The 22,639-nt window shown below is 40.8% G+C and carries 9 protein-coding genes; all 9 read left to right on the top strand.

Annotated elements, in window-relative coordinates; translation table 11 throughout:
• Positions 1 to 125 precede the first annotated feature (125 nt).
• The 9 genes from I2H74_RS17195 to I2H74_RS17150 all read left to right on the top strand — a co-directional run bounded on the left by I2H74_RS17195 (position 126) and on the right by I2H74_RS17150 (position 22,548).
• Entirely contained in the window at positions 126 to 617 is a 492-nt protein-coding gene (locus I2H74_RS17195) for a hypothetical protein (RefSeq protein ID WP_229106770.1), read from the top strand.
• A 309-nt stretch (positions 618 to 926) separates the two neighbouring features.
• A complete protein-coding gene (locus tag I2H74_RS17190) occupies positions 927 to 2,315 on the top strand; it encodes a B12-binding domain-containing radical SAM protein (protein ID WP_195575454.1) in 1,389 nt (462 codons plus the stop codon).
• A 903-nt stretch (positions 2,316 to 3,218) separates the two neighbouring features.
• The gene (locus I2H74_RS17180) at positions 3,219 to 3,548 is read left to right on the top strand and encodes a nucleoside triphosphate pyrophosphohydrolase (RefSeq protein ID WP_195575452.1); all 330 of its coding nucleotides are present in this window, start codon (positions 3,219 to 3,221) and stop codon (positions 3,546 to 3,548) included.
• The gene (locus I2H74_RS17175; RefSeq protein ID WP_195575451.1) at positions 3,529 to 5,976 is read left to right on the top strand and encodes a DEAD/DEAH box helicase family protein; all 2,448 of its coding nucleotides are present in this window, start codon (positions 3,529 to 3,531) and stop codon (positions 5,974 to 5,976) included. The genes I2H74_RS17180 and I2H74_RS17175 overlap by 20 nt, the downstream gene beginning before the upstream one ends.
• A gap of 62 nt (positions 5,977 to 6,038) precedes the next feature.
• Entirely contained in the window at positions 6,039 to 9,191 is a 3,153-nt protein-coding gene (locus I2H74_RS17170; protein WP_195575450.1) for a DEAD/DEAH box helicase, read from the top strand.
• 532 nt (positions 9,192 to 9,723) lie between these two features.
• A complete protein-coding gene (locus I2H74_RS17165) occupies positions 9,724 to 10,800 on the top strand; it encodes a hypothetical protein (protein WP_195575449.1) in 1,077 nt (358 codons plus the stop codon).
• The gene (locus I2H74_RS17160; protein WP_195575448.1) at positions 10,797 to 13,889 is read left to right on the top strand and encodes a hypothetical protein; all 3,093 of its coding nucleotides are present in this window, start codon (positions 10,797 to 10,799) and stop codon (positions 13,887 to 13,889) included. The genes I2H74_RS17165 and I2H74_RS17160 overlap by 4 nt, the downstream gene beginning before the upstream one ends.
• A complete protein-coding gene (locus I2H74_RS17155) occupies positions 13,882 to 16,524 on the top strand; it encodes a pPIWI_RE module domain-containing protein (RefSeq protein ID WP_195575447.1) in 2,643 nt (880 codons plus the stop codon). Before I2H74_RS17160 ends, I2H74_RS17155 begins: the two co-directional genes overlap by 8 nt.
• Positions 16,525 to 16,683: 159 nt before the next feature.
• A complete protein-coding gene (locus tag I2H74_RS17150) occupies positions 16,684 to 22,548 on the top strand; it encodes a DUF3320 domain-containing protein (RefSeq protein ID WP_195575446.1) in 5,865 nt (1,954 codons plus the stop codon).
• Positions 22,549 to 22,639 lie beyond the last annotated feature (91 nt).

Raw genomic sequence — 22,639 nt, 5'->3', positions numbered from 1 at the left:
AAGGAGCTGACATATTATGAATTCTACTGAGAAAGAACTTAAACTCCTACTTGAAAATGATTCCTACATGAAGATTCTAAAATGCTCAGATAATAATGTACCTGTTAATCAGGTTAATTACTATTTTGATACGTACGACTTTACTCTTGATAAAAGTGGGTATAACACTTAGAGTTCGAAAAGAAGATAGTAATTGGTTGCTTTGCCTAAAAATGAAACTCAAAGATAAGAATCAGTTCCTATCTTCGATAGAGATTGAGAAGCAAATTACTGCATATGAATTTGAGTGCTTTAAATCGAACCCTTCCAAGCTAGTTGAAAAAATTTCTTATGACAAAGTAGATCTTGGGGACATTGTTGATTCTTCTAAACTAACTTTGCTCGGATATATCGAGAATGAACGTCAAAAAATTAATTTAGTAGATAATTTTTTGTTTGAGCTAGATCATTCATTATTCCCAGGTGGACACGAATTCTTCGAACTTGAAGTTGAAGGAGTCAGAAATGATGGAGAGTGTAATTATATTATGAATGCTCTTACAGAAATGGGCATTCAGTTTAATTTAAATAAAAAAAGTAAGTATAAAAGATTTGTAGAATGTATTAGTGTTGTCTAACTTTTTATTTTCTGTCTGCTTTCGTACTTATAGAACTTGGAAAACAGCAGTAAGTATAAATTCTTGGTCGTTGAAGCGCTCAGTAATGTAGGCAGTGGAAATAAAAAAGCTCTCACACCGGCCATATACTTATTGTTGGTACCCTTTAAATTCTGATTTATTGAGAATGTTATTGGTAATTCCATTATTTACCTAAATAGAATTTATGAACAAATAATAAATAATGAGCAGTAATTATTATGCAAAATGAAATTTTAATTATAAAAATATATGAAAGTGATATGACATTAAAACGAGGTGGGGATGCAAATGGGAGAAAAAACAGTAGTTTTAGTTTCTACAGGGCTTTTAAAAGCAAAGAAAGAAAATAACCCATTTAACCGAATGAATCGGTATCTCAATTATGGTTTGTTAGGGTTGGCGACAGTTCTTAAAAATAGAGGATATACTGTAAAAATGTTTCAAGGCGAATATAGAAAACCTCATGAATTAATAAAGATAATCAAAGATTCGGATATAGATTTAAATCAGTTAAAATACCCCATTTTATTATCTATTCCTAGTTACTACTCTTTACCATGGGCTAAGGAGTTCTGTGGGTTGGTTAAAAATGAATACGAGCTGAAAATAGTCGGTGGTGGAAGATGGGTTATAGGGGACTCGGATGAATGGATTAAAAGCAAAATACCAGAAGTCGATTTATGGATAACTGGGCTAGGAGATGAAGTAATTGAACAAGCCTTATATCCAGGAAAATGGAAATCAATAGAAGTAATGGTAGATAAGGTAGAGTGTTTTTACGAGTTGGACTATACACTACTTTATGATTTTAAAGAATACCAGCCATCTATCGAAGTTTCAAGGGGATGCGGGAGAGGATGTTCATTTTGCATGGAGAAAAATGTTCCTATCACGCAACTTAAAGAACCAACAAAATTAATAAGTGAAATAAAGCGTGCCATTGATATGTATCAATGCGATGACATTAACTTTTATTTTGAAGCATCACTGTTCCTCCCAGGTTTATCATGGGCAAGAAAATTTAAAGAGTTATACATAAAAGAAAATTTGGCAATTAAGTGGCGCTGTGAAAGCCGTGTGGATGCGTTAACTCCAGAGATAATTCATGAGTTAGCACAAGCGGGTTTGAAAGTAGTCGACCTTGGTTTGGAGTCTGCCAGCATTAGACAATTAAAAGCGATGAACAAAACTAAGAAGCCTGAATCGTATCTTGAAAAAGCCCAGTTATTAATAAAAGCATGTCATAAAGAAGGTATCAATGTAAAAGTAAATGTATTATTGTACGCAGGAGAAAATCTCGAGACTATCGCAGAAACTAAGAAGTGGCTGCTGTCGAATAAAGAATTTATTAAAGGGGTATCCGTTAATCCGGTTGTAGTTTATGGTCCTTATTGTAATTATGATTACTTTAATTCTTTAGGCGCAACCGTAATAGACACTTCCGACGCACTTGGGTATTCATACATGCACCTTAGTGATGAAATTGATTATGAACAATCGCTCCAATTAGGTAACGATCTTTCCCGTTCTGTTATGAGTGAGGATGATTACTTTACATTGAAGAAATTCTCTTACTTTCCGAGAAGCTATCAATATGAAGATTTTATTAGGGATATTAAAGAAGCAAATGAAGAATCATTGCCGTTTGTAACTGTGAAGGAAGCTAACCAAGGATGACTATCGGGGTTGCTATTTTTGGTGAGATAGGAGCAGGAAAAGATACATTTGCTGAGTGTCTAAAAAAATTTAGGCATGCTATGTCGGGATATAATGAGAGTTGCAAAGGTTAACCCGAAATGGGACGATAATGAAAGAACTTTAGGACAACAGGTAGCAGACAAACTACGCAGCATTGACCCAAATATCATGAATGATTATGTTTTTTCAAAAGTAGTTGAAGAAATGGACCTTGAATTTTCAAAGATGGATTCAAAATAAATACTTATATGTTTAAACGAATTGAGGACTTTTCCTATTATCGTGGGAGGAAGGACTCATGAGGATTTAAAGTATTGGAAAAACAAGGGGTTCACGATTCTGGGCATAACTGCGTATGATGAATTGAGGAAAGTGAGAGTCATCTCTAGGAATGGTGAAGTAAACCAAAGTAGTAACTATCAACACTCAACTGAGAAAGAAGCAAAAGAAATTGTTTCTAGTAAATGTGATTATTGTGTAACAAATAATGGGAGTATAGAAGATTTGTTGAATGAATCGGAATTCATATATTTAAAAATAATAAATTGATCAAAGAAACTCTATTCGGAGACCTGAATATGCTCAATATACTAAACCGTAGAGCAGAGAGAATGAACGAGCAGATATCGTAATTATAGTATGTATAAAAGCGCTAATTAAGTCATAAATCAAGAAGATGCCAAGAAGAAATCACAAGCAGGATCATGATCGCCAGTCAAAATATATAAGATAGGGTCAATTGATAGTGACCCTATCTTTGTTTCTATGAGGGGTTCACACAAGCTTTATTGTCTTGCTCCTACTTCAATTCATACTAATCTCTTCCACTCCCTTAGTTGTGATACAATAATAGATAACTAAATTGCAAAGGATGAAATACCCATGCCAGTTTACAATAAACTTGTTCGTGATCTTATTCCTCAGGTGATCCAATCGACGGGTAAGGAATGCCGCACACGAATTTTGGATGAGGAAGAATATATTAAAGAGCTGGTTAAAAAGCTTAAAGAAGAGTCAGAGGAGTACTTCGCAGCTCAAGGTCCAACAGAATCATTAGAAGAGCTTGCGGATATCCTTGAGATCATCCGGGCGTTGGCCGCCGTTCATGGGGCAACATGGGAACAACTCGATGCATTGAGACAGAAGAAGGCGGAATCACGTGGGGGTTTTCAGGAGCGGGTGTATCTAATCGATGTCGACGACAACGCTTAATGTCAAACTTATTACAGAAAATTTAGCTGACGAGTTAATCAACGGGATGCAGAATGCATCTGGTATTTATATTATGACTTCTTTTATCATGCAGTCGGGAGTGCGCTTGTTGGCACCCCATCTGAAAGGCGCGATAGAGCGAGGAGCTGAAGTTAAGGTTCTTGCCGGTGATTATCTTTTTGTCACGCAGCCGGAAGGCCTGCAGGCTTTGCTCGATATTGATGCGCGGCTGGAAGCGCGGTTATGGCGAAGTATGGGAACGTCCTTCCATCCTAAAGCCTATCTGTTTGACTATGAAAATGGTGAAGGGCTGCTTATTGTTGGTTCCTCCAACTTCTCCATGTCTGCTATGAGAATGGGAGTGGAATGGAACTTAGCGATGAATGCAAAAGCCGAGCCGTATACCTTTCAAGTCGCTTTGGACAAATTTATGCAGAATTTTTACCACGACTCTACTTTATCGTTGAATGAGCATACCATTGCTATCTATGAAGAGGAGTATCGTACTTGTCATCGTAAAAATCCAGAGCTAATTCGCATGATTACAGAGATGGAAGAGGATGAATACCGCACCGAAAGTGCAGGGGAATCTGAAGAAGAATCGGTATCTGTTATCGAGCAAACGCCTATCCATCCTAGATTTGCTCAAATTGAAGCACTGGATGCATTAGAGAAGACGTTAGAAGAAGAATATGATAAAGCCATGGTTGTCATGGCTACGGGGCTTGGGAAGACCTATCTTGCCGGCTTTTTTGCGCAGCGTTTTAAACGTGTGCTATTTGTAGCACATCGTGAAGAAATTCTCACACAAGCGAAGCGATCTTTTCAGCGCATCATGTCGGATAGAACCTTTGGTATCTATAACGGGGCTAAGAAAGAGGGAGATGCAGACTGTGTCTTTGCTTCAATATACACACTTGGGATGAAGAAGCACCGTGAATCCTTCTTGCAGGACCAGTTTGATCTTATCGTGGTAGACGAATTCCATCATGCTGCCGCGGTATCGTATCAAGCGGTGATCCAATATTTTAAACCGAAGTTTTTACTTGGCATCACGGCAACACCAGATCGGATGGACGGCAAGGATGTCTATGCTCTTTGTGAAGGTAATGTCGCTTACCAGATTCATTTTATTGAGGCCATCCGACGTGGCTGGTTGTCCCCATTCCAATATTTTGGTGTTTATGACGATACTGATTATTCATCTATTAGATGGCTTGGAACGCACTACGATGATGAACAGTTGACTGCTGCACAGTTAAAACAAGCACTGGCTGACAAGATCTTCGATGCTTGGGCTAAGCATAAACAAACAAGAACCATCGGATTTTGCTCATCCATTCGGCAGGCGGATTTCTTGGCAGGCTATTTTCAAGAAAGGGGAACATCGGCAGTCAGTCTTCACTCTGGGACAGTGGGAATTACAAGAGAAGAGGCGATTAAAGGTCTAGACAGAGGAACCTTGGAAGTCATATTTACAGTCGATTTATTTAATGAGGGTGTAGATATTCCAAGTGTAGATACTTTGCTATTTGTTCGGCCAACGGAATCATTAACGGTGTTCACGCAGCAGGTTGGGCGAGGATTGCGATTGTCAGAGCTGAAGTCTCATTGTACGATTATCGACTTAATTGGAAATTACCGCAATGCAGACGTAAAGCTTCGATTATTCGCAAATGATGAGGAAGCTAGGGGAATGGCAAAGAATTCAGTCGTTCCATTTGTACCGGACGGATGCGAACTTCATCTGGAGACGGAAGTTATTAATCTGCTCCAAGAATTAAGCCGTAAGAAGCTACCGCATCGCGAACGATTGCACCGATCTTTCCTTGATCTAAAGAATGAGCTCGGACGGATTCCTACCTATCTAGAACTTCACCTTTATGGCACATCCAACAGCTGGGAATATCGGGGTGAATTCGGGTCTTACGTTGGCTTTCTTCACTGGGCCGAATGCTTAACCAAGGAAGAAGAGGAAGTATATTATAAGTACGAGGCTTGGGTTCGTGATGTTGAAAAGACAGTCATGACAAAGAGTTATAAGATGATTGTTCTCCTTTATATGTTAGAACGTGGTACGGAACATTGGGTGGAGTCTGTTACATCTAAAGAGATAGCACCGTTCTTCCACAGTTACCTTATGGGTAAGGAATACCGAAGACGAATCGATTTCTCTGATAAGGACTCGACACGGCTGTGGGAATATAATGAGGCCGGAGTCAGCCAGCTTATTGAACGTATGCCAATGACGAAGTGGGGTTCAGCAAAAGGGAGTATGACTCGTTTTGAGGATGGGGTGTTTAGTCTGAGGTTTACCCCCGCCCCTGAGCATTGTTCTATCCTGTACCGCTGGATTAAAGAAATTTGCCTTTATAGGCTGCATTATCATTTTGAACGTAAAGAGAAAAGGCAGAAACCCCTTCAGTAATGAGGGGGTCTTCATGCATAAAACCGTTTATTTAGGTGACTCCAAGGCAGATGAGGTGCTATATGAAGCAGGGACTGTATGAGCAAATTATCAACAATCTTACAAGGAGACAATTGTCAGATTTGGATCCTTCTCTATATGACATTGGTATTGAACAGCTCGACCCAGAGGAAGCGCGAAAACAACTATCCAATTATTTAGCTGCAGTGACGCGAAGAGCTTTGAAAATGATACGTGAACAAAATAGTGATGATGAAGATGCGCTTTTATTGCAGGTGCGGACTTGTAATGATATTATTTCCACTTTGCGCAACACACTAGGGGACGAGGAATTAAGGGAATGGCAGCTTGATGAACGAGGTGAGGTATTAACCTACGTGTATTCCAAGCTGAACAACATTCGTAGTATTAAGGATTCCAAGGTAAATAGGCCTACAACTCCATTGTCCCAAAGCACATTATTTACGGGGGCTCATTCGGAGCCCAATATGATGAGTGAACTAAAAACGGAAATCGTAACTTCAGATCAGGTTGATTTATTGGTTTCTTTTATCAAATGGAGCGGACTGCGTTGCCTTATGGAGCAGTTAGAGGAGTTTACATCAAATGGGGGCCGTTTACGGGTCATCACAACGACCTATATGGAAGCAACTGATTATAAGGCCGTCATAGAATTAAGCAAGCTGCCTAACACGGAAATCAAAATCTCTTATGACACAGATCGAACAAGGCTACATGCAAAGGCATATCTATTCAAAAGAGACACAGGTTTTACTACATCTTATGTGGGTTCATCAAACCTATCAAATCCTGCTCTCACGAGCGGCTTGGAGTGGAATGTAAAGGTTACGGAGAAGGATTCCTACGATGTCCTTAAGAAGATAGAGGCGACATTCGAGAGCTACTGGAACGACCGTGAATTTAAGACCTTTTCTAGCTTAGACCAGGAGCATCAAATGCTTCTCAAGCAAGCACTCGGCAAAAAGAAGGAACAGGAAGGGAATCTACTAACCTTCCAATTTAATATTACCCCTTATGATTACCAAAAAGAGATTCTTGAAAAGCTTGAGGCTCAGCGAGTCATTTACGGAAGAATGAGGAATCTGTTGGTCGCTGCTACTGGTGTGGGGAAAACGGTTATTTCCGCTTTTGACTATAAGCGATTTGCCAGTCGTAATCAGAGAGCAAGACTACTCTTCGTTGCTCATCGCGAGGAAATCCTAAAGCAAAGTCTGGACACATTTCGGTTTATTCTGAAAGATCTTAATTTCGGAGAGCTCCATGTTGGAAGTAATCAAGCCGATTCTATTGATCATCTGTTTATCAGTATTCAAAGCTTTAACACACTGAAGCTCGCTGAAAAAACAACGGCAGATTTTTACGATTATATCATCGTCGATGAATTTCACCATGCCGCGGCGCCTTCTTATCAGAAGCTTTTGTCATTTTATCAACCTCAAATTTTATTAGGATTGACGGCTACCCCTGAGCGGATGGATGGAAAAGATGTGTTGCATTACTTTCATGACACCATTGCGGCTGAAATTCGGCTAACGGATGCTATTGATCGTAAACTGCTTTGTCCTTTTCATTATTTCGGTGTGACGGATAGCGTGGATTTAACTCAGGTCAGGTGGTCTAGACGCGGATACGATCTGAATGAGCTTGAGAACTTATACACCCATAATAAAATTAGAGCTAATCAAATTCTTAATAGCTTAAAGAAATATGTAACAGATTTAAATGATGTCAAAGCACTTGGATTTTGCGTGAGTGTAGAGCATGCGCTCTATATGGCTAAGGTTTTCAATGAGTCGGGGATTGCCGCTATTGCGTTGCACGGAGAGTCTAGTGATGAGGAGCGTAATTCTGCTAAAGGGAGATTAGTTTCGGGTGACGTCAAGGTGATCTTCGTTGTTGATTTGTACAATGAAGGGGTAGACATACCGGAGATCAACACGATCTTATTCTTGCGTCCTACAGAGAGCTTGACCGTTTTTTTACAGCAGCTTGGTCGTGGGCTTCGCTTGGCAGATGGAAAAGAATGCTTAACGGTTCTTGATTTTATTGGACAGGCTCATAAAGAATATAGCTTCCAAGAGAAGTTTAGAGCTATATTAGGCAAAACAAAGCATTCCGTTCAGCATTACGTCGAGCATGGGTTTTCGAGCCTACCACGTGGAAGCTTCATTCAGCTTGAGAAACAGGCTAAAGAATACATCCTTAGAAATCTGAAGCAAACAACAATTAATCGGAAGAGCCTGGTTAATAAGCTAAAATATTTTGAAGAAGATACTGGATTAAGCTTAACACTAGAAAATTTCATTCGGTACCATGGCATGAGTCTTTATGAATTCTACGGTGGGCGTAATGGAAATCGAACATTCCGCGGGTTGATGGCTGAAGCGGGTTTAATCGAGCCATTTGAATTTGAGAATAGGGAGTACCTGACAAAACGTATTCCGGCTTTATTAAACATGAACTCCCGGAGACTTTTAAGCTTTTTAATCCAGTATCTTGAGCAAGGAAAGCCCGTACAAACAGAAGAAGAACGTCTGATGCTGAATATGTTTTACTATACCTTCTACCGGTCAGAGCCCCAAAAGCAAGGGTATCAGGACATTCACCATGCTGTTCAATCTATTATTTCCTGCAACAAGTTTAAAGAAGAGATCATTGAAATACTAAAATATAATTATGCTCATATTAACTTTGTCGATAAAAGGAATGAGTTCCCATACGCATGTCCCCTTGATTTACACTGTACATATTCAACGGACCAAGTCTTGGCGGCCTTCGGCTTTTGGAATGAAGAAAAGGCTCCAGCTTTTCGTGAAGGCGTAAAGTATTTCGAGGATAAGGGGACGGATATTTTCTTTATTACACTTAATAAGTCCGACAAAGATTTTTCTCCGTCAACTTTGTATGAAGATTACGCCATTAATGAACGTCTCTTTCATTGGCAAACGCAGAGTCGGATTTCGGAAGAAACGAACACTGCCAAACGCTACATCCAACATAAGCAGATGGGAAATAGAATTGTATTATTTGTCCGTGAATATAAAGAGGAGAATAACTTCACTTCGCCTTTTGTCTTCTTAGGAGAAGCCGAGTATGTAAGGCACGAAGGGAATAAACCCATGAGTTTCGTTTGGAGATTGAAGGAAGAGATGCCTCCGGAATTAGTGCCAGTGGCAAATAAAGCAATTGGATAGGGGATATGAAGGCGATGATTGAGGTGGCTGCGGATTATAATTGAAAACGAACATAGCCAGATTCTAATAGCTAGACGTAAGAAAGGTAAAGGAGCTGCGTAAGGTCGAGGTCGGTAGAGTCAAGAAGAGCAAAAAGGGTACTGCGGATACATAGCTCGGATATAAAATAAATATTGAAGCGATTATTCATAAATTTTTCATCGAACTTATAAACAGCAATAGGAAATCCCTGTGAAGATATTGATAAACGAAGATTTCGGAACATTTCTATGAGAAATATATTAATGAAATTTATGAGAAATCAACAAAAGGTAAATGATTTCTGGAGTTTATATTTACTGAGGTGTCTCAAACATTAATTTGGGACACCTTTTTTCAAGGTGTTACTATTTAAACTATATTATGACAAAAATTCACTGACATTCTTCATTAAAATTGTGAATCTAGAATAAGAACATATATTTGCTGACAGATTATGACACTAAAATAATGTAACTTAAATATTACTACAGTAATAAGGAATGGTGATTTAATGGACCATGTGGAAACAGTTAAGCGTCCAGATATGCTCTTTCACTTGATTACAGGAATTGAGAAATGGCAAAGTGACTATGGATTAATTCCAGACGAGCTGTACATGGGAATGCTTATGTTTATCCATTTGTCTGCTGAGGGAAACTTAGATCCCCCAGTAGATCTTCATCATCTGTTACGTATATTGCACAAACCCTCACGTGAATGGGGAATCCCAGGCCTCGAGAATGACTACCCAGAAAATGCCCCTTTACTAGAAGAAGCTATCGGTTTAGTCGCCGATGCGGACGAATTTATGAATCGCTTTATTTCTCCACAGGATGCAGAGCAGCAGAATATGTACGAGATCTTGAAGTATTGCAGAGAGGATGGCAGGCAGCTGCAAGCTGAATATACTGCTATTCGTACATTTCTATCTGACACACAGCACGCCGTAATTGCTGCTCGGGAATTAAATAATTTCGTTGAAAATTTTCAGGATTCTGAACTAATTAAGTTAATCAGATGTTGTTATCAAGAGGTCACGCAGGAGCTACCTAACTTCCGGAAATGTCCACATTGCGGCTGGACAATGGAACACAAACAAGATCGCTGGCGTTGTAATAAGGAAAATATTTGCCGACATTTTGCTGATATGGAGATGTTCGAATCTTTTGACTTTGGTAAACAACGGGTTTTTCGTCTGATTCCTGGAATTCAACGTTTTGTTTTGCTACCAGGAATCTCAGAGCTCCGTATAGCTCATCGTTTGCGGAAGAAGGGATACACGGTTGAAATGTATCCGCGTGTGGATACTGTTGATCTCTCTGTTAGTAAAGAAGACAAAGAATTTTTCTTAGATGTGAAGGATTTTAAAGATCCGCGCATACTGGCCAACTTTTTCAACGGACAAGCTACCTCATATCTTGAAAAGTATAAGGAGCAGTGCGTCATAGTTATTCCCCAATATCGGAATGTATTGTTCCGTGAGTATAAAAAAAGAGCACAAATGTATTTAAACGAGAAAGCTCGAGACTATATTCGAATAGTGATGGAGAACGAAGTAGATCAAGTATTGCAGGAGGTGTTCATGTGAGGCAGACGTATTGGGAGCTATCTGAGGACATTGTTCAAGAGTTTAACTCGTTACAGCTTAGTAAACATGACATCACTTTACTCATTAGCATGGAGCTCTTAATCACAGGATGCCTGTTGATTAATCCAAAATTAAAAGTAAACCAGGCATGGTCGCTTTTAGTAGGGTATAACGATCCATTTATCCCAGATCTAACACAGATGCACATTATTATCCGAATGCGTATTTTGCTGCAGGAGTATCGTCACAAAAAGGTTTTGAACCGAAGGATAAGCCAATATTCTGAGTTACACCGTGATTATCGAATATATGAGATCACAGAAGAAGGAACAGCTAAACAAATCTCTCCAAAGTTCAGGACGGATCGTTTGAAGATTTATCATCGAATTTTACAGCAGCATATCCCTAGAAAGCAGAACACAAAAACTTTTGCGAGTGCTGGTCATTTTAGCTACGCACGTAGAATTCGTGGTGGTGACCCCATTATTTCTAGAGGAATTATACCTGAAGTATTAATGGAGGATAGTCCCCCACCTTTCCCAACTCATAGATTAAAAACAACTCGTTCACTCCCATTACCTTACGATGGATCTAAAATTGGTGAGGAGATGGACAGTTGTTGGAACGAAGGGATGATGTGGAAGAATCGAGCGAATACAGTCATATTAGAATCTGTGAAAGGTGAGAAAGCAGAACTTGTATACAAAGGAAACATTCATATTGGCGGAGGATTAGGCGCAGGAAAATCTACATTCATGATGTTGGAAACTTTCCGTTTAGTTAAGAAAACAGATGCAAAGGTTGGATTTATCGAAGGTAGCGTAGCTCAGGTGCTCGAACGGGTTAATGAGTTACGGCGTCTAGGTATACATGCAGTCCCAGTTATCGGTAGGATGAATAGAAATAAGCATCTACAAGACTATCTTGTTGCCAATAAGAATTACATTCAGAACATTAGTGAGTGGCAAGATGATCGGCATGAATCATTAAGTCATGTATCTGAGGTGTGTCTAATAAAAGCTTTAGCTGAGGATTATGAGCGTAATAAACCGTATCCGTGTTTGCAGTTAAAACAAGATAGTGCGGTTATTTGCCCGCTTGCCCATAAGTGTGGGGTATATCGCAATTATTCGGATTTACAACATGCTGAAGTGTGGGTGACTACAGCTTCCAGTGTGTTGAAGACACGTATTCCAGAAATGATTGATCCGTATTCGAGGACCATTTTTGAAGCGATGTATGATTTGCTCGATGTTATTTTTGTAGACGAGGCGGATCAGGTGCAAAAGCAGTTCGATGAAGCTTTTTTAACAGAGTACAATGTGTTTGGTTCGACTAAGGATATTTTTGAAAAGTTAAGGTTCGATTCGTACCAGCTTACCAGCGGCGAATATGGACAATATGCTGGAGACCCTGCCATCCTTGAGTGGAACGACCGATTGCGTATGCTGGAACATATGGTATGGCGCATATATGCGAAGCTGAATGATTCCGCAATATTAAGAAATAACATACGTAGTAATCTCGTTCGGGTAACGGGGCTTACTGGGACACTGAGTGAAAAATTGTCCAGTTCTCAGAAGGAACAAAAACAGATTTTTAATTGGTTGATGGAATATGCTAATGATCCGTATAAGGATAAGCGGTTATCGGGTATAGCCAATGAGCTTATAGACACAGAAAGCACAGAGCGGAAACTGGAGTGGATTAAAAAAATTATTTCTAAAGTTAAGGGACAAGTAAAACAAGGGGTGAACAATCAGCTTCTATTTGCTCAGTTAGAGTTCTTCATATATCTGTGTCGGGTGGAAGAGAATATCAAGTATATTTTAACGGCCTTCCCTATGATACAAGTCAAATTAGGTTTATCGATTGATTTTTCACCACTCTTTACTATGCAGAAAGATTACGCAGCTTTTATGAAGGAAGCTATGCCAGGGATCACGCTGGGTTATAAGTATGATCTGCCTGATGGTGAAAAGTCAGGCAAGTTCAAGCTAATTGAATATACAGCGATTGGAAGGTTACTTTTGAAAGAATGGCATCAATTGTATCAAGCGAGTGATGATAAATGTGGGCCAGCGGTTGTCTTTTTATCGGGGACAAGCCATGCACCTAATTCAGCTCATTATGATCTGGAGACTTCTTCAGAATGGTTGCTGAGAGCAGGAAGACAACATTCCCGCATCCAGCTTTATTATAAGCCGATTCTTAATATGACAAGTGGGGAGTTTTATGAAGTTTCGGGTGTGGGCGCATATGAACAAAAGAGTGCGAATTTATCGGGCATCGTCAGACAATTAATATCAGATGTGAATTATGAACTTAGATATTGGAAGCAGCTAGGCAAACCACGTCGAGTGTTGTTGGTTGTCAATTCTTATGAAGATGTTGAAACGATACGACAAGTATTCTCAGATAACCCGGCTTGGAAAGATCGATATAAAGCGCTTGGTAGAGATTCAAAATTGAATGAAGATGAACTTTCGAGAAGTCTGATTGAATCTTTTTACCAACAGTCGGCAGAGGTGCTTATTGTTCCTTTGTTGTCGGTAGGAAGGGGATACAATATCCTTGATGAGGAAGGTGGGGCTTTGTTTGGTAGTGTGCATTTTTTGGTGAGACCTTATCCGAAGCCTAATGATTTGCATTATTTGGTTCAGATCTTGCATGCGCACCTTCCTCAATACATGAAGAAGATTCAAAAGAGAGGTTTATACTACGACAGTGCTATTAATAAATTGCGCCAGATGAGTAGCGGCAAGCTAGAGAACATGTACCAGAACCCTGATTATTGGTCTTTGCTTTCAGATGCTGAGCGAGAAATGATGGGCTGGTACACCTTCGTACCTGTTTGGCAAATGATTGGTCGCTTATTGCGGGGGGGCAGAGATGCTCGAGTCTTTTTCTGTGACGCTAAGTTTAATGCTAAGCCGAGAAATAAGCCTGAGGGTCTCTCTATGCTTGAAGTATGGAAGAATATCATGTATAAGAACAGAAATGATGTCTTATTTCAAAGTTTGTACGGACCGTTTATGGATGCTATTCAAAAAATGGATATGTGGGAGGGCGGGATTGAGGATGACTAAGATGATGCAGCTGTTTGAATTGGAAGTCAAAAAGGAAGTCTTTTGTGATGAGGTTGTTCATTTGATGTATATGCCTGAATGCTGGCGCAACTATTTGAAGGGTTCTAGTTATTCGGAGCCGAGCTCGTCAATGAAAGATGCTGATAGAAATGATTTTAAACTCGCTTTTCAAGTTAATCCCTTAGGTAAAAAACTGCAAAGTATTTTTCCAGAGATTATAAATGTGGCATTAAATTATAAATTCCTGGAGTCTGACTTGCCATGGATAGTAGCAACTGAGAAAATATCAGAATCTCTTATTAAAAGATTATCTTTAGATTGGTTAGCTTCAATTATGAAATGTACTATCGCTGAGTTACCTGAAGACCTGAAGAGAGTTGAATTACGTTGGACTACAGCCCGTTTTGGAGAAATACCTGTAGATCCATCAGAAAAGATTATTAATAAGTATCAATGGATACCGGCGCTTGCCGCTATTAAATTCTGTGCTGAACCTCGAACAGTAGATTTGGGAAAGGGGATCACGAAGGAGTTTAAGTTTTACCATACTATTTTTAATGGTAAACATGAGTGTGTCACCGAGCCATATATTAAATCTAATAAGCACGATCCATTTTCTTATGTCCTTAGACTTAGTCTGCAAAATCGAGGTGGAGACTCAGAGAGAATGTTGCTGTCTGTGTCTGTAGGCAGAAGGCGATATGTAAAGGACCCTAAAATATTGAAGAATAAGAAGACTAAGGAGCTTTCTTGTTATTTAAAAGTTAATCACTCTTGTTCGACACTGGTCTCTATTCGAAACCCAGAGTTCGATCAGCATGTAAAATCTTTTGCACAGCTTCAGTTTGAACGATATGTCGATAAGAATAAGGGGACTTTCACACGTTGGAAGACTGCACTAGATAATCTATACTGGGACGTATTGTACGGGGAATGTTTTGAAGCTGATATGTTATTGACCGAGCCTACTGCTTATTTGGAAGGAAAAGGAGAAATTACGGCATGGGTTGTTAATCATAACTCATTTAACAATTCAGGTAACTTGGTCAAAGCTGGACTAGGTTTATCTGAAAAACGAGGATTGTTTCTTGCTATTGCAGAAGTATTATCTGCTTATGATATGAAACCGCTTCAGCCTATTATGGGAATGTCTCGAATAAATATGAACAATCAGCGCTTACCAGTAATTTCACGAGTGGAACAAAACATTACTATTGAAGTATACAGCAGTGAAGAGATGTTTACAGCAATGAAGCAAGTCTATACGTCACCTCTAAAATTTATAGATGCAGTACCCAAAGATAAACCAGGTGTTTGGATTTTTAAAGATCAAATTTCAGATCATGTTTACCTGCTTAATAGCGACAAAAAAGTTACGATCGAATTTCTTCATCGGGATCCGTCTGAGGTTGTAAAAGAGCTAGAGGTAGGAAGCTACACAGTTGATATTGCCTACAACAAGCTAGTAGAAGAAATAAAAAAGAGATTGGGCCCATATACAAAACATAATTCCAAAAAGACACTCGCGCTAATTGAAATTAACGGCAAAGATGATTGGCGTGAGGGGGCTGATCCTAAAGCAGCAATTAGAGATGCAATGAAGCAGTCCGGACGATTATCGCAATTTATCGAGCCACTGACCAGCAGTAGGGATTCCCGAGATAGCGCTGTTAAAGACGATGAGGACACTATAAGCCAAGCGGACAAGGGACGTATGGTTAACGCACTCCTGGACTTATTGAACGATGCTGGTTTTCTAAGCCATAATGTTAGTAAACTTAACGAAAATAAAACAATTCTGTCTTTCCACGTGCTCAAAGCAGATAGGGATTACTTACCTGTCGTATCTAAAATGGATGGAATAGAGGTTGCAATCAAAATGCTGGGGGTGGATACTTGGATACCGCTAGCAGAGGCACCTTTCCATCTGGATCGTGCAAAGATGCTTAAAAAGCCCAAAGAAAATAAAAATAATAGCAGTGCCGTTTTTAAAAGGTTTGTCACACAAGTGATTGAAAATGAATTGGATCGTGATGATAGGCCGATTGTAGTCATGATGAATGCGAAGTTAAGAAATGGATGGATGGGTGTTCTTAAAAATCCTAATATACAATATGACACTGTTCCCTATCTAAATGAACGTTTGGCGAATGAATCTCGAATCAAGTTTATTCGGATTAATACGACGACGACTCAAGATGTACCTCAATATCGTATTTTTGATCCAGAAAATGAAGATACACCTAAAAAGGCAAGTGGAATATTTAAAGATCCGTTGGGGATCTATTATGGAGTAGGCGGAAGACCGAATGCTTGGCAAGGTTCCCTTGTAACGGATATAAAGTTTACTAGTCCGTCCAAACTTTTACTTCAACAACGAGCAGTTGAATGTATTCCAATAGGGCCGCTGGACGAGAGTGAACGTGATGAACTGGTTTATTTGGTCGATCAACTACGAAGAGTGGGATTGACTTTTGACACCCATACCATTGATCCTTACCCAATTAAGATATTGCATATTTTGTCCAAGTATCTTACAGGGAATGAAGAATATTTTGACGATGGGTTTGATGACGAGGTAGAAGTCGAAGAGGAAGCTGGTGAACACCTCGTTAGTATAAATTATGCATATTAATAAAATGCTCCTCAGATTTGAGAGGGCATTTTATTTTTTTGTAAGATTTAAATGTCGAATAATGCAGATATATCCATAATTTAGTGCTATTATAGAACCAATTGGAAAGCGCTATAGGTCTTGAGGACTGAGTAACCAAAGTTATAGGAGGCAGTGGAAGTGGAGAGCAGAATATCATGTGAATGGTTGTACAGCGAAACCATTAACTATGCCATGCAGCAGAATCAAGTTCCTGTTATCAAGAGTATTGTTTTGACGAATACAACTGATAAAGATATGAATGGCATCACGTTGAAGTTCGAATCTGAGCCCCAATTTGCTTACGAATGGAATAAAAAGTTAGATGTTCTTCCAGCAGGGCAATCAATTGATATTGGTACGGTTGATCTGCAAATGTCGACTTCATTCCTGGGAGAGTTGTCGGAACGCTTAATAGGTTCATTAACGTTGACTGTATGGGAAAATGACACGGAGTTACTACAGCAGCGCGGCTCTATTTCTGTGCTTGCTTATGATGAATGGAGTGGGCTGGCTATATTGCCTGAAATGACAGCTGCTTTTGTCACTCCTAATCATCGCCATGTGACTGAGGTTATACGAGAAGCAGGTGCAATTTTGGAGCAATGGTCCGGTTCTCCTTCTTTTACAGCTTATCAAAGTAAAGACCCGAATCGGGTACGCGTACAAGCTGCTGCAATTTACTCAGCGCTGCACAATCGGGAGATATCTTACTGCGTTGCTCCTCCTAGCTTTGAGCAAATTGGACAGCGCGTCCGTCTTCCAGAGTCCATTTTCACACATAGATTAGGCAATTGCCTGGATCTATCCATGCTATATGCTGCTTGCTTGGAAGCCGCGGGGCTGCATCCTCTGATTATATTTACGGAAGGACACGCATTTGCTGGAGTGTGGCTTGTAGAAGAGACATTTTCGGAAACGGTTCAAGACGATATTTCGGTGTTAACCAAGAGACTCGCTGCAGGAATTAATGAGATCTGTGTTGTGGAATCTACGGCTTTTGTAAAGGGAGATTCGATAACATTTGATCAAGCAGCGATGTTAGCTGAGGAATATCTACGGGATTCCGATCTGTTCGATTGCTTGATAGACATTCGCAGAGCTCGTGCAGCAGCGATCCGGCCGTTACCACTTCGCAGCAAGACAACAAATGGATGGGTGATTGAGGAAATTCATGAAACTAAGGAGAATCGGAATGCTGCTCCGGAACCACTTGAAGTACTTGAGAGGCCACTAGAGGTTGAATCGTTAAAGCCTGCAACAAGACAGCAGCAATGGGAACGAAAACTGCTTGATTTGACGCTGCGAAATTCGCTCCTTAACTTTCGATTAACCAAATCTAGCATTCCGGTCATTTCTGCGCAGTTAGGTGATCTGGAAGATGCACTAGCTGATGGTGATGAATTTCAACTGTTGGCAAGACCTAGTGACTGGGAGGATAATGGTCGAAATCCTGATCTATATCAAAGTGTTAATGTAAACCATCCTCTCGTTAAACTATTACAGGAAGAATTTGTTCGGAGAAGGCTAAGAGCTGATCTGAATGCTCAAGATTTAGAGAAAAGAATGGTGCATATCTATCGCTCAGCCCGGACGGCATTGGAAGAGAACGGTGCTAACACTCTCTTTCTTGCTTTGGGTCTTTTGAAATGGTATGAATCACCAGTGAGTGAGCTGCCACGATATGCACCGATTGTGCTAATTCCAGTGGACATTTTACGTAAATCTTCTCGTCAGGGATATGTCATTCGGGCAAGAGATGAAGAACCGCAGATCAATATTACGCTGTTCGAGATGTTGAGACAAGATTTCGGTATCGGAATTGACGGTCTGGACCCACTTCCGAGGGATGAGAAAGGCATTGCCTTAAAACAAATTTTTAATGTCATTAGACATGCATTGATACAAGTTTCTCGATGGGATATCGAGGAAACTGCTTATCTGGGGCTTTTCTCTTTTGGGCAGTTTGTGATGTGGAATGACATACGCACGAGAGCGGATAAATTGGCAGAGAATCAGGTGGTAGCAAGTCTTATGCAGGGACAACTTCTACTCCAGGAATCTGTTGAATCTTCAACCAAGTCACTTGATGAAGAGCATCCGGCTCATTGTCTAATTCCGATCAGTGCAGATTCATCACAACTGTCGGCCATCCATGCTGCGATTAAAGGGCAAAGCTTTGTACTGCATGGCCCTCCAGGAACAGGCAAGTCCCAAACGATTACGAATATGATTGCTAGTGCTCTGGCTAATGGGAAGAAAGTATTGTTCGTGGCAGAGAAGATGGCCGCACTATCCGTTGTACAGCGAAGATTAGAACAGATCGGTTTAGGCCCCTTTTGCCTGGAATTGCACTCGAACAAAAGCACCAAACGAGCGGTTCTTGATCAATTAAATCATGCGATTGAAGTGCAGCGAGTTCAGACCAACGAGTCGTGGGAAAGACAAGCAGATCGACTGCATCAGTTAAGATCGGCGTTAAATGATTATGTAGAGGCGCTGCATCGCAAGCATACTTTTGGTTTCAATTTATTTGAGGTGATATCGGATTACGAAGCTGCTGGACAAGCACCAGATGTTGTTCATTTCGACGATGCGGCGATTGAAGGACTGGACCCAGATGCTGTGATCAAATGGAATGATACTGTCGCTGAATTAATCGCTGCTGGGGCTAACTGTGGGAATCTGGTTTCCCACCCTTGGATGGACTCCAAGCTTTTATCCTATACACAAGACTTAAAGGCAAAAGCAGAAGTATTGTTAAAGAGTTACATTTCAGAACTGGAGAGACGTAAGACAGCGATGGATAAAGCGGTGAAGCAGTTCAAGCTCGGAGCTGTTCCGCTTACACTAGACAAAGTGACTATACTTGTACAGTTATGTGAGCTGGCTAACTGTGTTCCGGATATAAAGCCCGCTCTCATGCAAGCGGCTAATATTGCGGAATCGATTGAAAAGTTAAAGGCTACAGCACTTCAGGGCAAATGTCGAGATCAGGCTAGAGCTAAGGTTACTGAGTTTTTCACTGCGGAGGCCCTTCGTCTAGATGCTCAAATGACGTTGTCTGCTTGGGACAGCCTGGAGTTAAAATGGTTCCTTCCAAAATGGACTGGGCAGAACCGTATCTTTAATCTGTTGAAGAAAATGGCTGTTCCCGATCAAGTGATCGCGAAAGAAGAGGTTCGAACTCATTTAATGAATATCATTTCACTGCAGGAAGAGGAACAGAAACTGATTCAGGCAAAGGAAGAAGCCGCTCCTTTCGTTGGTTCCACACTGATCTGGGGTGACGAGGGCGATTGGGACGAAATAATAAATGCTTGTGAATGGCTGAATACATTGCACACGGTGTTAACGGCTTGGTTTACTAGTACTTCGGATGCTCATCATGCTAGAACACAGATTGCGGAATTTTTAGTTGATCTTCGCAAGAATGCTGGTTTGCGCACAGATTTACAAGCTTTACTCGCCAGTCATGATCAAGTTCAGCATCAAGAGAAGGAACTGCGGGATCTACTGCAGTTCGACTTTGAGCGCATCGCATACCAGTCTCAAGGTGCGGATTGGCATGTCTATCTGCTGAAAAAAGCAAATGGGTGGGTATCTCACCTGGATCTAATGAGAGATTGGAGCACGTGGCAGAGAGTACGACTGCAAGCGGAAGAGCAAGGGCTTCTTCCACTCATCATTCCATATGAAGAAGGAAGTCTATCGAATGATCAGTTGAAGGACGCTTTTAAGCGCGGACTCTATAAAAAAATGGCGAATTATATCATAGCACGTGATGAACGATTGATGTCATTCTCCGGTAGTGTGTTTGAAGAGACACTTCTTCGTTTCAAGGAAGCTGACGAAGAATATATGAGATTAACTCAACAAGAAATCGTGGCCAGACTTTCAGCGAGAGTACCTCAAATGACCCAGGAGGCATCGCAAAGCTCAGAGGCTGGAATTCTCCAACGAGCGATCCGTAGTGGAGGAAGAAATATGTCGATTCGGAAACTGTTTGAACAGCTTCCGAATTTGCTTCCACGGTTAGTGCCTTGTATGCTGATGAGTCCGATTTCAGTTGCACAGTATCTAGATCCAGAACGATCCCCATTCGACATTGTTATTTTTGACGAAGCTTCTCAGGTTCCTACTGCGCAAGCGGTCGGGGCACTAGCTAGAGGAAGTCAGTCAATTATCGTGGGAGATCCAAAGCAGTTGCCTCCAACAAGCTTTTTCTCTAAAAACCGTCAGGAAACGGAGGAAGAAGAGCCAGCTTTACAGGATATGGAGAGTATACTGGATGATTGCTTGGCACTTGGAATGCCAGGGCGGCATCTTACCTGGCATTATCGTAGTCGGCATGAAAGTCTCATAGCTTTCAGTAACGCTCATTACTACGAAAATAAGTTGATGACTTTCCCTTCGCCTGATGAACCTGTTTCAAGTGTAAGATGGTGTCCTGTAGAGGGCTTTTATGATCGGGGACGAACAAAACAGAACAGAGCTGAAGGAGAGGCAGTCGTTGCTGAGATCATCCGTCGTATTAAAGATCCAGTCTTGCGTCAGCAGAGTATGGGCGTTGTCACGTTTAGCTCTATTCAACAAACCTTGATTGAAGATCTGCTAGAAGAAGTGCTGAAACAAGAACCGGAAGTGGAAATGCTTATAATGAATTTACCGGAACCTCTATTCATCAAAAATTTGGAGAATGTACAAGGGGACGAACGGGACGTCATTTTGTTCTCAGTGGGGTATGGACCTGATGCAACTGGCAAGGTAAGTCTTAATTTTGGTCCATTAAACCGTCAGGGAGGCTGGAGAAGGTTAAATGTAGCTGTATCAAGAGCTAGATATGAAATGTTAGTGTTCTCGACACTTCACGCCCATCATCTGAATGCGAGCAGAATCAGCAGCGAGGGTGTACTTGGGTTAAAAGCATTCCTTGAATATGCAGAAAAAGGAAAAAGGATCTTGCCTGCAGGCGATGTGTCATCTCAGGTGTTATTAGCTTCACACATTCATCGAAGTTTGGCAGCTGAACTAAATATTCGTGGGTACCATGCTGATCTAAATGTCGGCTCATCAGGTTACCGTATTGATGTAGGTGTATTGGACCCTGAATCTGATCAGTATGTATTAGGGATTCTCCTCGACGGACTGATGTATCAACAAGCTGAGTCGGCCCGTGATCGGAATATCTTGCGGGAAGAAGTCCTTAAGCAGCTGGGCTGGAATCTAATGAGAGTGTGGAGTCCAGATTGGTGGGATAATAGAGAGGGAGTAATGAACCGCATTGTGGAGGCTATTGAACGAGGAAGAGAGGTCAAAAAGCTAAGGGATCAATCCCAAGCTGAAGTTGCGGTGGCTCGAGAACAAACGACAATTAAACGTACACAGATTTCGACGGTAAGGTCAGAGCACCATGTTCAACCAATTCAGGTTGAAACATCGAATGAGAGACAGACTTATCATATTTGTGTGCTGGATTCTGTTCCTTTAGGTGCCGATTTCTTTCACTCTTCAGAATCTACGGGGTTAATTGTAGGGCAGATCCGAAAGGTCATTCAAGAAGAAGGGCCAATCAGCCGCAGTTTACTCGCGAAGCGTATTTTACAGGCATGGGGTATTACTCGACTTGGGGCTCGCTTGGACCAGCGGTTTACGGAATTACTAATGAAGATACAACCTGAGCATACGGAAGCGGAAGGTATGCAATTTTTCTGGCCAGAAGGTGTGAAACCATCCGAGTACAGCATTTACAGGATCCCTGCTGATGAAACTCAAAGGCGAATGGGTGAGGATTTGCCGCCAGAAGAAGTTGGGGTTGTAGTGAAATCTATTCTGTCTTCGCAGATAAGTCTTCCCTATGATGAGTTAATGAAACAAGTTGCTAAAACGTTAGGATATTCAAGATTAGGTAGTGCACTTGAAAAAGCGACTAGATTAGGGGTGCTTAAAGCTATTGAATTAGGCTATGTTTATGAAGATGAGAACCAGCGTGTGGTTATCCTATAAGACATTACTAAGGTATGGAGTAACAATTCGATCCACAGCCCAGAGACTACTACCTTTGGGCTGTTTTTCTATCCTTGCATAGGATAATTAC

Origin of the sequence: Paenibacillus sp. 1001270B_150601_E10 (assembly GCF_015558675.1) — a bacterium.
Lineage (GTDB): Bacteria > Bacillota > Bacilli > Paenibacillales > Paenibacillaceae > Paenibacillus_B.
The sequence above is the reverse complement of the archived record's forward strand: the minus strand, read 5'-3'. Positions and strand labels throughout refer to the sequence as shown.